Source organism: Paenibacillus rhizophilus (assembly GCF_003854965.1).
Taxonomy (GTDB): Bacteria; Bacillota; Bacilli; order Paenibacillales; family Paenibacillaceae; genus Paenibacillus_AQ; species Paenibacillus_AQ rhizophilus.
Window position 1 is genome coordinate 64,025 of record NZ_RQPI01000007.1, and the last position, 12,754, is coordinate 76,778.

Below are 12,754 nucleotides of genomic sequence, written 5' to 3' on the forward strand. Positions count from 1 at the left end.
ATTTTCATTTTTACTCTTGAGGAGGAGGAGAGAAATGGAACGACGGAAAATCAAGCTTTTTCCTTATCGGGTGGAAGCGCGGGTTGAGCAGGTGAGCGAAATCCCGAAAGGCATCGAGATGATTCAGGCGCCGGCGGTGTGGGGTCAGACAAGGGGCAAAGGTATTACGGTAGCCATTCTGGATACGGGGTGCGAAGTCTCGCATCCGGATTTGAAGGGACGGGTCGCAGGCGGGCGGAACTTTACGGACGATGACAACGGTAATCCGGACGTGTTCGTGGATTATAACGGGCACGGTACGCATGTAGCCGGGACAATAGCGGCGATCAGCAATAATACCGGCGTGGTTGGTGCAGCGCCGGAAGCGAATCTGTTGATCCTGAAGGTGCTGAACAAGGACGGCTCAGGCCAATATGAATGGATTATCAATGGAATCAATTACGCTGTTGAGCAAAAGGCGGATATCATCTCCATGTCGCTCGGCGGACCGGAGGATGTGCCGGAGATGCATGAAGCGATCCAGCGGGCGGTGGCGGCGAATATTTTGGTGATCTGCGCGGCGGGGAATGAAGGCGACGGTAATTTCGCTACCGACGAATTCGGCTATCCCGGCTCCTATAATGAAGTCATCAGCGTGGGCGCCGTCGATTTACAGCGGAACTCGACCAATTTTACGAATTCGAATAATGAAGTGGACCTTGTCGCGCCGGGTGCGGGAATTCTGTCAACCTATTTGAACAAGACCTATGCGACGCTCAGCGGCACCTCCATGGCGACGCCGCACGTATCGGGTGCGATGGCGCTTATCAAGCTGATCGCGAACGAAAGCTTCGGCCGTGACCTGACCGAACCCGAGCTGTATGCGCAGCTGATCAAACGGACGATCCCGCTTGGCAACTCGCCGCGGCTGGAGGGCAACGGACTCTTGTACCTGACGGCTCAGGAGGAACTGGCCAAAGTCTTCACGCCCGCTGTCGTCGCGAAGGTATTAAGTCTATGACGCATATACGGATGCTGGCGCTTGAGCTTGACGCGGCCAGGAAAATACACCTCGCGATGACCAGCGAACGTCCTTACTACGACAAAGACCGGGATAACGAGCTGAAAGCTAGTTACTACAGCGGTGGCATTACGAATATAAGTGAACTCCAGCAGCTGCTGGAGCGGACTCATGACCACCGGCTGCCTTACAAGCCTTACCGCTACGTCTATCCGTGGGTCGATCTGCAGGAGAATGGGCAGATCAAAAGCCTGTATTCCGGCCGTGCTATGTCCCCGCTTGAAGCGATTGAAGCGGATATCCGGCTGCTTCAAGCGGCGGATGATGTAAGCCTGGCGGGCGAGGGTCTGCTGAATTGCGAGCATGTCGTGCCGCAGTCATGGTTCAGGAAGCAAGAGCCGATGCGGGGCGACCTGCATCATCTGTTTGCCTGCGAGCCGGGCTGCAACAGCCGGAGAGGGAATCATCCGTATTATGATTTTTTGGATTATACGCCGGAAGCGGGTGTGCAGAGTGTCATTGCGGGCTGCGGCAAGCAGGAGGACGGCCGGTTTGAGCCTGAATACGGCAAAGGCATCGTCGCCCGCGCAACCCTTTATTTCCTGCTCCGCTACCCCGGCGTCATCGATAGCAGCCATGTGGATAGCAAGCTGTTGCTGGAATGGCACTACCGGTTTCCGGTTACGCTTTATGAACAGCACCGGAATTTGGCGGTTTTCGAGCTGCAGGGCAACCGCAACCCGTTTATCGATTTTCCGGAAATAGCGGAGCAGTGGGCGGGAAGCAATGCTAATTAGGGTGTATATTCATTGCTCGACACTCTTTTACAAATTCCGACACTCCATTTTATAATCATCGAACAATTGGCCGTTAATATGAAGTAGAAGTCAGGAATGAAAGGAACAATTCCCGATGTCCTTACTTTATAAGATTGGGAGCAATCCCATTATCGCAGCGGTACGCAAACCGGCGGATATCGAGGCTGCATTGGACAGCACGGTGGAGAATCTGTTTTTTATGGGCTGCAATGTAAAAGAAATCATTCAAGCGGTCCGGCTGACGAAGGAATGCAAGAAAGGCGCTTTTGTTCATCTGGATTTGATTCGTGGCCTTTCCAGCACGGATAAGGAAAGCGTCGATTTCATCTCGGATTACGTGGGCGCCGACGGGATTGTGACCCCAAAAGGCCATTTAATCAAGGAAGCGAAGAAAGCGGGGCTCTACGGCATTCTGCATCTGTTCGTCATTGATTCATCAGCCCTGCAAAACGGCCTCAAAGTGGCCGAAAATATCCAACCCGATGCCATTGAACTTATGCCGGGCACAATCTGCAAGATTATCCGCACATTTGCCGAGAGTCTGGAAGATATTCCGATTGTCGCAAGCGGTCTGATTCAAACGAAAGCGGAAGCCGGGGAAAGCCTGCATGCCGGTGCGACTGCACTGTCCGTCAGTGCTCCGGCGCTCTGGAACTGTTCGTTTGACGATCTGCAATAACCTGTTATTCCGTACAATTTCATACACTGTCTGTTGGAGTGAGGGACGAGAGAAAGCTCTAAGACAATGAACGAGGGACTTAATGCCTTGGTTTATTGCCTTTCGCTTTCTCTTTTTTGCATTACAAAACTTAGGAGGTATTATATGGAATCCGCTAGTCGCCCGAAGCCCGATAGGTATGTACTCGTCATCAGTATTGACGGCATGGCCAACTACTATTTGCAGGACCCGAATGTCCGTATGCCCAATTTGAGGGAGCTTATCCGCAGCGGCACATGCGCTGAAGCGATGGAAAGCGTCTTTCCGACAGCGACCTGGGCGATTCATTCCAGCTTGGTGACCGGGAACTATCCGCGCAAGCACGGCGTTCTGGGCAACTGGGTTGTCGACCGGCCGAACTACCGAGTAGGCGAGCACTTCGGCGACCGCATGTGGGACAAGCAGGATGTGCTGCGGGGAGAAACCTGGTACGACGCCGCCAAGCGAATGGGCTGGACAACCGCTTCGATCTGCTGGCCTGTTACGCGGGGAGCGGACACGATTGATTACAATATTCCCGAGTTTTACGAGCAGGAGCTGTTCGAGTCGCACTGTACTCGTTCTCTCTGGGATGAACTGAAGGCGGCAGGGCTTCCGATGGAGCTTTACGGCGAGTGGAGCAAAGACCATGCCCGCGGACCGATGCAGGACTGGCTTACGACAGAAATCGCCAAATACATTATCGATCGGCACAGCCCCAATCTCCTTCAGCTTCACTACTTGCTGCCGGACAGCTACCAGCATGACTATGGCGTTCGGTCCAAAGAAGTATACTGGTCGCTCGAATATGTGGACGAGCGGATCGGCGAGGTGCTGAAAGCATTGAAACAGAAGGGCATTTTGGACAAGACGGATGTAATTGTTTTGTCCGACCATGGCTTTGTAAATACAACCAGGACGTTCTATCCGAACGTGCTGTTTAAACATAAAGGCTGGCTCGCCCAGAATTTGAAAGATGAGCATGATTTGAAGGACAGCAGGGTCGTTGCCGTATCCAACGGAGGTTCGGGATATGTCTATGTGCTTGAAGACAATGCCGGAGCTAAAGAGCTGCTTATGGACGAGGTGCGCCGCGCATTGGCCGAAAGCGAGGGGGTCGGACGGTTGTTCGAACAGGAAGACTTTCCGTCACTGGGTCTGCCGGCGGCAGGAGAAATGGACGACCACTGCCCGGACTTCGCCTTTGAAGCCGAGCCGGACTGCTTCGTTCACTTCGATTATAGCGGTGATGAGGTCAACACGAGCTTTACTAAGTTCAAGGGGATGCACGGCTTTCTCCCGCAGCGGGAGGAGCTGAAGGCTGTGTTCGTCGCATCCGGCCCGTCCATTCGGCCCGGAGCGAGCCTTCCTGAAATCCGTATCGTAGATGTTGCTCCGACTATCGCCCGTCTTCTGGGAACGGAACTTAAAGATACGGACGGCAGCGAGCTGGATTCGCTTTGGAAGGAGGAGGTAAGGCTTTGGTCATTTTGAACCGGTTGGACGGCGAGCAGAATGAGGCTGTGTCCGCTATGAACGAACGGGGCAAAGCCGGAACCCGCAGACGCAGACGCGGCAAGCTTAAAAAATTGTGGATTCCGTTAGCCTTTTTACTCCCGGCCCTTGGCCTGTATGCCGTGTTTTTTGTTTATCCGTTCTTGTTCTCCCTCAGCCTGAGCTTTCAAAAATGGAATTTGATCAGTCCCGACAAGGAATTCGTCGGACTTGCGAACTATATCCATCTGCTGCATGACGATGTGTTCTGGATTTCGCTGCGAAACTCGGCTCTATATGTTCTGATGACCGTTCCGCTTGCCGTAGGAATCGGCCTGGCGATGGCGCTGCTCGTGGAGAGCATGTGGAAGGGTAAGCGGCTGTACCGGCTTGTGTTCTTTCTCCCAGTCGTCTCTTCGATCGGCGTCATCAGCATCGTGTGGGGCCTGATGTATAATCCGCAGGTCGGCGCCGTCAATGCGCTGCTTGCTTCATTCGGTATTCAGGGACCGAACTGGATTAACGATCCGGCGATGGCGCTATGGGCGCTGGCCATTGTCGGGATTTGGAAGGGGTTCGGCTATAACATGGTGCTCTATATCTCCGGACTCAAGTCGATTGACCGCAGCCTTTACGAGGCGGCAGCCATTGACGGCGCCGGACGGCGGGGGCAATTCCGTCATGTGACCTTACCGCTGCTGTCTCCGGTTACCTTTTTCATTCTGGTTATGAGCATCATCTCTTCGTTTCAGGTATTTGCGACGATCCAGATCATTACACGCGGCGGTCCGAACAATTCCACCAATGTGCTGGTGTACCAGATTTATCAGGAGGCCTTTCAATTCTTCAATATCGGAGCGGCGGCAGCTTCATCCACACTCCTGCTCGTTATTGTTGGCACTCTTACGATTGTGCAGCTCCGGCTGTCGCAAAAAATGGTCCATTACCAGTAAACATGTTTTCAGAAAGGAGGCTTTTTGAATGCAACGCACTTTGCGCTTGATGGAAGAAGGGGGAAAGCATCTCCTGCTCGTCGCCATCGCCCTTGTTACTCTGATTCCAATTTTGTGGATGCTGGTCACATCGGTAAAAGCGCCACAGGAAGTTTTCTCTGGTCATCTGTTCTGGGCGGCACACTTTAACCTGGACGGTTATCTCCGGGTATTTCGGGATATTCCGTTTGCCTTGTGGGCTTGGAACAGCTCGTTTATTGCCGCATTGCAGACGCTGGGACAGCTTGTTGTCGGCCTGGCGGCGGCCTTTGCTTTCGCCCATTACCGCTTTCCCGGCCGCGACGCACTGTTCTTCTTTGTTCTGATGACCATGATGATCCCCCCTCAGGTAACGATGGTGCCGGTCTACATGATCGTTAATGAGATGCACCTGCTGAATACTTTTGGCGGAGTCATTGTCCCCCATCTGGCCAGCGGTTATGCGATTTTCCTGCTCCGGCAGACGTTCATGACGATTCCCCGCGAACTGGGAGACGCGGCCGTTATCGACGGCTGTACCGCTTTCGGCACCATGTGGCATGTGTATCTGCGATTATCGGGTACGGTTATGAGCGCCTTGGCGGTTATTCTCTTTGTCGGAAACTGGAACGATTATCATTGGCCGCTGCTCGTCCTGGCTGAGAAAAGCATGCAGACGCTGCCGGTTGCTTTCGTCCAGTTCCGCGAGGAAGAATCCCTGGAATGGGTGCCGACGATGGCGGTGGCCACGTTGTCCATGCTGCCGATCCTCGCCCTGTATCTTGCGGCGCAAAAGCAATTTATTGAAGGATTCATGAACAGCGGTCTGAAAGGTTAATCTGTCTCATCACAATAACGTTGATTTGGTATCACCACATATAGGGAGGATAACAATAAATGAAAAAACAAATGAAGATCTGCCTGCTCGCCATAATCATGCTTCTAACGGCTATTTTGTCAGCCTGCGGCAAAACCGGGCAAGGGGATGCAGCTGCGGAAACGGGAAAGCAGAACGGAGCGGCGGTGTCCGGAGAAGTTGTGGAAATCGAATTTTTGCATCAGCATTCCGGCGATATCATCGACAGGCTTGTGGAAAAGTACAACCAATCGCAGGATAAAGTCAGAGTAAAGCCGACGTTCGTACAGGGTTCTTACGAAGGCGTGATCGAGAAAATCCAGACGCAGGCGGCGTCAGGAAAGTTCCCGGACGTATTTACGAACGGATTCGTATATAACCGTTTTGCCATCGACACGCTGCCGGTTGTGCCGGCCTATACCTTCATCGACAAGGAAAAGACCGATCTGTCGGATTTCTTCCCATCGATGCTGAATTTGGGCAAAGGCGATGACGGGAAACAGTATATGATGCCTTTTGCCGTCAGCACTCCGCTTGTATATTACAATGCCGATCATTTCAAGGAAGCCGGGCTGGACCCGAATAAGCCGCCCACAACCTGGGAAGAAGTGCGCGAAGCCGCCAAGAAACTGACGAAAGACGGACGCTACGGCATATTTTTTGACTATCAGATTACCGGGAACTGGCTGTATCAGGCGATGACGGAAACGGCGGGCGGACAAATGATGTCCAAGGATTTGAAATCGGTCGGATTTGATTCCGATGCCGGACGCAAGGCGCTTCAGTATTGGGTGGATCTGGTGAACCAGGATAAATCGATGCCGAACCTGGACAGCAAGCAGGCTTCCCAAAGCTTCCAATCCGGCGGAATTTCCATGTATGTGACGACAACGGCGGCGCTTACCGGATTCCGCAAGCAGTCCGAGTTCGACCTGCGAACGGCTCTCTTCCCCTCTTTGGACGGCAACCGTACCGTACCGGCGGGCGGCAACAACCTTGTCATTCTCGCCAAGGACCCGAAGAAGCAGGAAGCCGCCTGGGATTTCGTTAAATATGCCACTTCGCCTGAAGCGACAACGATGATCGCGCAGGAAATCGGTTATATGGTCACGCGCCAAAGCGCTTTGGAGAACCCGGCAATGATGGGGAATTTCCTCAACGAAGTACCGGCGGCGAAGGTTACGTATAATCAGGTCGATAACATGGTGCCTTGGTACAACTTCCCGGGGACATCAGGATCGAAGGTATACAAAATTGTTCAGGATAACATCCAGGCGGCGCTCTTGCAGCAAAAATCCGTCGATCAAGCGGTCAAGGACGCGGCAAACGAAGCCAACGCCTTGCTGAAATAGAAGCGGAGGGTATGGATATTGGATCACGGCTTTCTTACCCGCGCAAAAGTGTACTTCTTTGATCTTGACGGATGTGTCTATCACGGAGACCAGTTATCCCCGGGGATTATCCCGCTCCTCGGGCGGCTGCGGCAGCTCGGCATCGACTACGCGTTTCTCACGAACAACTCCAGGCTGAGCGCTGCTGAAATTGGCGGAAGACTTGCCGGCATGGGTTTGGAGGTCGCCCCCGAATGTATTCTTCCGGTAACAGATATTGCCGGAAGATTCATCCGGGACAAGTACGGAGCCGTCACCGTGAAGACGATCGGAAGCGAAAGTCTGGAGCGCGGAATTTCGGCGGCGGGGCACCGGACGGTGAGCTGGGATGAAGGGAAGGCCGACATTGTCGTCGTTGGCCGGGATACGGCCTTTCATTACGACAAGCTGCAGCAGATTTCGTCGGACATCCTCTCCGGGGCGCGGCTTGTCGCGACCAATCCGGATATTTACCACCCGGGCGCGGATGGCATAAAAATTCCGGAGACCGGCGCTCTGCTGGCTTCTATTGAGGCCATGACAGGGACTACGGCGGAGTGTATCGGCAAGCCTGAGCCTTACATGTTCCTATACGGCATGAAGCTGTACGATGCGGCACCCGACAGCTGCGTGATGGTCGGGGACAATCCGGATACCGATATTCTGGGCAGCGCACGCGCCGGACTGAAATCCGTATGGATTACCAACGGCGCCCCGGCCGATTCTTCCGTCTGGAAGCGGGAGCCGGGCCAGATTCTGTCCTGTCCGGATGTTGTGCTTAACAATATGGAAGAGCTTTACCGTCTCGTCGGCGGTTTCTGAAGATGGAGGCTTTGAACAAGAGGCCGGCAGGTTTGAATTCACTCGGATTGGATGGTCCTGTTCGTAAGCAAGGAGCTTAATGTAAAATACAGCTAGAGACGTTAAAGACACCAAACATGGTGTCTTTTTCGGTCTCTATTTATAATTAAAAAACTCTTATTGTCCTTTCAATTAATTCATGCTATATTATTTTTTGTGCCCGCACTATTTTTTATTGCATACGCGGTCGTGGCGGAATTGGCAGACGCGCACGGTTCAGGTCCGTGTGGGCTAACCCCCCGTGGAGGTTCGAGTCCTCTCGACCGCATTTTAAATAGACAGACAACATCAATGCAGGCCGATCCCTTGAGCAGCTCTTCAATATGAAGAGCCTTTTTCTTTTTCGGCGACATATTCTATTTGAAATGAAGTGAGGTTATGATTTCGCCCAATGCGAACGTTAAACAAGGATTTCTTGATAAATATTTTTCCGGCGAAGCGATAGATTACCGGCAGATTATCTCGCTTTTTATCCCGATTCTGATTGACCAGGCTTTCGTGGTCGGTCTTAATTTGATCAACACGGCCATGATCAGCTCGGCGGGAGTGGCAGCGATCAGCGCGGTGAACATGATTGACTCGCTTAATATTTTTCTTCTCAGCGTGTTTATCGCCGTTGCGACGGGCGGGACGGTTGTAGTGGCCCAGTATAAAGGAAGCGGCAACGATGCCATGGTCTCCAAGGCGACCGCCGGAGCTGTATCTTCGGTGTCTCTGCTCGCGCTGTTCGTCGGTTTATTCGGCATTTTGTTCCATGGTCCGCTGCTTAACCTGCTGTTCGGCGCGGCTGAACCGGATGTTATGGCCAATGCCCGAACGTATTTGATCGGAAGCAGCGTGTCCTACCTAGGCATTGCTGTCGTGGAAGCGGTATGCGGAGCCCTCAGGGGAATCGGAAGAACGCGGGCGTCGCTGGTGCTTTCGCTGATCATGAATCTGATGTATGTCCTCCTTAATCTCCTGTTTATCAATCTCTTGCATATGGGCGTTCTTGGCATGACGATTTCCATCAATGCAGCCCGCTATTTGGGGGCGGCTTGCGCTCTGTATTATTTGTTCCGGATGGACAGCAGCCTGCAAATCAAACTTCGTGATATCCTTACGTTTAATCTATCCATGCTAAAAAAAATCATGTTTATCGGCCTGCCGTTCGCGGCGGAACAGATGTTTTTTAACGGTGGCAAAATTTTGACCCAAATTTTCATTGTCAGCCTGGGCACGTATGCGATTGCCACCAACGCGATCTGCTCCGCTCTTGCCGGAGTTATGCAAATTCCTGCGAATGCGTTGGCTTTGACGATTATTACGGTGGTCGGCCAGTGTATGGGAAGCGAAAATGTCAAAGATGCTAGAAAATTCACTAAATCTTTTACTGTGGCATCTTCGCTTTCCTTTGTAGTCATGGGGCTGTTGATCCTGCCGATCTTCAAACCGCTTGTATCGCTGTTTCATCCCCCCGCTGAAATTGTTGACGATATTTTCTTGATCGTACTTATCAATACAATTGCCCAAATCCCGCTGTGGTCCGCCAGCTTTGTAATGCCTTCTGCGCTTAGAGCGGCGGGGGATTCCAAATTTACGTCTATCGTTTCCATGCTGTCCATGTGGCTGTTCCGCGTCGTGCTCGGTTATATTTTGGGGATTGTTCTGCATTTGGGCATTCTCGGCGTCTGGCTCGCGATGGATTGCGAATGGGCCGTACGGGGCGGGATTTTTCTCAAACGGTTCCTCGGGAAAAAATGGTATCAGCACCGTCTTATTTAACAAATCCGTCTTTAGGGGGTACATGAATGGCGCATATTATTTTAATGCCCCCTCGGTCAAAGCGGGCCGGGTCGTTCCGGGAGCCCTTTCCCGGGAGGAGACGCTGGACTTATTATGCAGCGACCCTATCCTGATTAAGCGCCCGCTGATGAATACCGGCAGCCAGCTTCTTGCGGGCTTCGATTCGGAATACCTGAAGGAGATCGGTCTTTGTGAAGTTCCCTCGGGATACAACACAGGATGCCAGATGAATGACCAGGGAAGCGCCTGCCCATCTTCCCAATCGTGAGTAAGGTTGAACTATTCATAGCGGCGTTTGAAATGAGAGAGCACATGGACGCTGGTGGAAATACGCAAAACGGGAAGCGACAGCTTCACAGGGAGGCACAGCCAGGAGCAGTTGAACAAAATCATCGGCCTTTTATCCGATTGCGGCACCGTGCTTGTCAGCCGGATCGGCATGGGGGCCTTGGAGGAGCTGAAGGAGCTCGGGATTGCGTTCAGTACCGATTATATCTCGCTTAAGCATGCGCAAGAGAAGCTGGTTATTGCCTGAGTCCTCCGTCAATTATAGATGTTATCTGAAGCGGAAGTTAGATGTTGTTCCCCGTATGCTTTTTTCCCTCCGGAACTGTTCAATCATGGCGCTTTCAGTCTGCGGACATTACAATCCATGTTTTGTTCCCGGCACTTCCGCCAGTGGTGACGCTCCCGGCAGCAATTCGCGATAAACGCCGAGCATCTCTTCCGCCATGCGTCCGGCACGGTAGTAGTCGAGCCCCATTCCGGAACGGGCGCGGTAGTGCTGCCGCATTACATCATCGTCGAGGAGCCGGGCGATCGCGTCTGCGAGCGTCTTGGCGTCTCTGGGCGGCACCAATATGCCGGATTCCCCATGATCCAGCGCCTCGGGAATGCCGTCTACCTCGGTCGCGACGATGGCGCAACCCGATTCCCTGGCCTCAATCAGGACAAGTCCGAACGGTTCCTTATGGGAGGCGAGGACGAACACATCGGCCGCTTTCATCCACCGGCGGCTTTCGGATTGGAAGCCTGCGAACCGGATGCGGCCGGAATATGGGGAGGACGAAGCGTGCTCTTCGAACCTTGCCCTGTCCGGACCGTCGCCTACGATGTATAGCTTTACATCCGGATGGCAGCCTGCAAGGAGATTAAAAGCGTCAATGAGGTCGGAGATTCCTTTGCGCTCGTACATGCCGGCAACCGTGACAATGGCCCGCCCTTCCAAGGGTTCGGGGCCGGAATCCGAATTGCGCGGGCTTCCGATCGTGCCGTTCAGAATGACGCGCAGCTTGTCCCGTTTGACGCCCCGGCTCGCCATAGCATCGCAGACCGCCTGGCTGACGGCGATCACCCTGTCGCCGACTTTCATGAAATCGGCGCTCTTTTGAAATTCGTTATGGACATGGGTCACGATCTTGTATTTGCGGAAGCCCCTCAGAAAGCGGGCGAGCACCGCGCCGGTCATCATATGCGCATGAATGATATCGGGTGCGAAGTCCGCAACCATCCGTCTGAAATCAAAAACAGCCCGCATAAGCTGGGCGGGCTTTCTCGTCTGGTCCAGGCGGTAGTGACGAATATGATATCGGGTAAGAAGTTCTTCGTACTGGCCGCCTGCCGATATAATTCCTACCTGATGATTTCTTGCAGTCTGTTCGCAGGCCAAGTCGATCATGACGTTGACGATGCCGTTGCCCGACTCTTTCACGTGATTGGCAACATGAAGGATACGCATCAAGCTTCCCTCCTTATACAGGCCGTTTCTCGCTTTCTATAACATAGACCGGCTTCTCGCGCTTTTTCTCTCGACCGTACAGCTCGTATAACTTGATTTCCTTAAGGAACTCATAATACATCCAGAAAAAAGCGACGCTGAACCCGGCAATTCCTTTCGTAATCATCTTGCGGACGAACAGGGTATAGACCAGCTTGGCGGGCGGACGGAACAGAAGTCTCATCAGGCTGAACGGCCGCTGCCTGTCATATTCTTTTCGCGCCTCAAGGTCGGTGTACTTGTTGAAGCGTCGCACATGGTCCTGGATGCTGCGGTAGCCATGATGCCAGAGAGTACCTTCCAGACAAGGCACGGCGGCAGGGTCGACATCCGGTCCTTCGTGAACGAGGACATCTTTCATCCGCACTTCGTCTTTTTTGTACAGTCTGACGAGATGCTCGCCCTTCGGCATCCACTTGCCGAGAAAATCGCCGATCCGGTAGACTGTATAGGCTTTTACCTCATTTTCCGGCTGCCTTTTCCAGTTCGACAACGATTTCTGAAGCTCTTCGCTGACTTCTTCATCCGAATCGATAAAAAAGATCCAGTTGCTGGGGGCTTTCTCCGCTCCGAATATACGCTGTTTGGCATACCCCGGCCAAGGATTGTGGTAGACGCTGCAGCCCAGATGCTCAGCGATAAGAACCGTTCCATCTGTGCTGCCTCCGTCGACGACGACGATATCATCCGCAAAAGGGCGGCAGGAGAGAATAGCTTGCTCGATTTTCTCTTCTTCGTTCTGAGTGATGATCACAACAGACAATCGTTTGCTGTCAGTCAATGGTTGGTTCACCTCTTTCGGGTTATTCCGCCAGCTGAGTATAACGGGAATCCAATGCTTTATGTCTTATATTTTTGATAATAAATGGTTTTAGCTTTAGTTTAATCCTTATACCAAACAAGTGTATATACCTCGATAGTTCACCTTCTATTCATCCGTTCGGATGAGGGATTCCGCACCCGTTATTTCGGTCAATCATAAACACAAAATTGTAACAATCTCATAAAAACATGAAAAGTATGCAATCTGGTCATTGACGCAGCAATGGGAAAAACAATATAATCCTATCAAGTAAGTAGGGATTGACCCAAACCTTGTGAAAGAATGCACCAGCCATAGCTAAA

At 52.5% G+C, this 12,754-nt stretch carries 13 protein-coding genes and 1 tRNA gene; 12 read left to right on the plus strand and 2 right to left on the minus strand.

Translation table 11 applies throughout. The features are described from left to right. Positions 1–34 precede the first annotated feature (34 nt). The 12 genes from EH198_RS13880 to EH198_RS13935 all read left to right on the plus strand — a co-directional run bounded on the left by EH198_RS13880 (position 35) and on the right by EH198_RS13935 (position 10,387). Positions 35–1,000, plus strand: a complete 966-nt coding sequence (locus EH198_RS13880; RefSeq protein WP_124696127.1) for a S8 family peptidase — start codon at positions 35–37, stop codon at positions 998–1,000. Continuing rightward, positions 997–1,797: an endonuclease I family protein gene (locus EH198_RS13885; protein WP_124696128.1), complete on the plus strand. Its 801-nt coding sequence runs from the start codon at positions 997–999 to the stop codon at positions 1,795–1,797. Before EH198_RS13880 ends, EH198_RS13885 begins: the two co-directional genes overlap by 4 nt. Before the next feature lie 115 nt (positions 1,798–1,912). Then, entirely contained in the window at positions 1,913–2,497 is a 585-nt protein-coding gene (locus EH198_RS13890; protein WP_124696129.1) for a glycerol-3-phosphate responsive antiterminator, read from the plus strand. Between the two features lie 144 nt (positions 2,498–2,641). Continuing rightward, the gene (locus EH198_RS13895; protein WP_185702887.1) at positions 2,642–4,009 is read left to right on the plus strand and encodes an alkaline phosphatase family protein; all 1,368 of its coding nucleotides are present in this window, start codon (positions 2,642–2,644) and stop codon (positions 4,007–4,009) included. Then, complete coding sequence (locus tag EH198_RS13900; protein WP_246014297.1) at positions 3,997–4,962, plus strand: carbohydrate ABC transporter permease; 966 nt, start codon at positions 3,997–3,999, stop codon at positions 4,960–4,962. Before EH198_RS13895 ends, EH198_RS13900 begins: the two co-directional genes overlap by 13 nt. Before the next feature lie 28 nt (positions 4,963–4,990). Continuing rightward, entirely contained in the window at positions 4,991–5,818 is an 828-nt protein-coding gene (locus EH198_RS13905) for a carbohydrate ABC transporter permease (RefSeq protein WP_124696131.1), read from the plus strand. Positions 5,819–5,877: 59 nt separating this feature from the next. Next, positions 5,878–7,188: an ABC transporter substrate-binding protein gene (locus EH198_RS13910; RefSeq protein ID WP_124696132.1), complete on the plus strand. Its 1,311-nt coding sequence runs from the start codon at positions 5,878–5,880 to the stop codon at positions 7,186–7,188. Between the two features lie 18 nt (positions 7,189–7,206). Beyond that, positions 7,207–8,028, plus strand: a complete 822-nt coding sequence (locus EH198_RS13915; protein ID WP_185702888.1) for an HAD-IIA family hydrolase — start codon at positions 7,207–7,209, stop codon at positions 8,026–8,028. Positions 8,029–8,250: 222 nt separating this feature from the next. Then, positions 8,251–8,335: transfer RNA gene (locus EH198_RS13920), tRNA-Leu, on the plus strand. A 110-nt stretch (positions 8,336–8,445) separates the two neighbouring features. After that, entirely contained in the window at positions 8,446–9,831 is a 1,386-nt protein-coding gene (locus EH198_RS13925; protein WP_124696134.1) for an MATE family efflux transporter, read from the plus strand. Positions 9,832–9,853: 22 nt separating this feature from the next. Next, entirely contained in the window at positions 9,854–10,120 is a 267-nt protein-coding gene (locus EH198_RS13930) for an ArsC/Spx/MgsR family protein (protein WP_124696135.1), read from the plus strand. A gap of 54 nt (positions 10,121–10,174) precedes the next feature. Beyond that, the gene (locus tag EH198_RS13935) at positions 10,175–10,387 is read left to right on the plus strand and encodes a NifB/NifX family molybdenum-iron cluster-binding protein (protein ID WP_185702889.1); all 213 of its coding nucleotides are present in this window, start codon (positions 10,175–10,177) and stop codon (positions 10,385–10,387) included. Positions 10,388–10,495: 108 nt separating this feature from the next. Here the strand turns inward: EH198_RS13935 and EH198_RS13940 are convergent, their stop codons facing one another. After that, entirely contained in the window at positions 10,496–11,590 is a 1,095-nt protein-coding gene (locus tag EH198_RS13940) for a glycosyltransferase family 4 protein (protein WP_124696137.1), read from the minus strand. 13 nt (positions 11,591–11,603) lie between these two features. Next, on the minus strand, positions 11,604–12,410 hold the full coding sequence (locus EH198_RS13945; protein WP_246014299.1) for a glycosyltransferase family 2 protein: 807 nt from the start codon (positions 12,408–12,410) through the stop codon (positions 11,604–11,606). Positions 12,411–12,754: the final 344 nt, after the last annotated feature.

Coding starts and splice junctions, on each gene's coding strand:
- EH198_RS13910 (WP_124696132.1), top strand. CDS start 5,878: ATGAAAAAACAAATGAAGATCTGCCTGCTCGCCATAATCATGCTTCTA.
- EH198_RS13895 (WP_185702887.1), top strand. CDS start 2,642: ATGGAATCCGCTAGTCGCCCGAAGCCCGATAGGTATGTACTCGTCATC.
- EH198_RS13880 (WP_124696127.1), top strand. CDS start 35: ATGGAACGACGGAAAATCAAGCTTTTTCCTTATCGGGTGGAAGCGCGG.
- EH198_RS13890 (WP_124696129.1), top strand. CDS start 1,913: ATGTCCTTACTTTATAAGATTGGGAGCAATCCCATTATCGCAGCGGTA.
- EH198_RS13905 (WP_124696131.1), top strand. CDS start 4,991: ATGCAACGCACTTTGCGCTTGATGGAAGAAGGGGGAAAGCATCTCCTG.
- EH198_RS13930 (WP_124696135.1), top strand. CDS start 9,854: ATGAATGGCGCATATTATTTTAATGCCCCCTCGGTCAAAGCGGGCCGG.
- EH198_RS13885 (WP_124696128.1), top strand. CDS start 997: ATGACGCATATACGGATGCTGGCGCTTGAGCTTGACGCGGCCAGGAAA.
- EH198_RS13940 (WP_124696137.1), bottom strand. CDS start 11,590: ATGCGTATCCTTCATGTTGCCAATCACGTGAAAGAGTCGGGCAACGGC.
- EH198_RS13925 (WP_124696134.1), top strand. CDS start 8,446: ATGATTTCGCCCAATGCGAACGTTAAACAAGGATTTCTTGATAAATAT.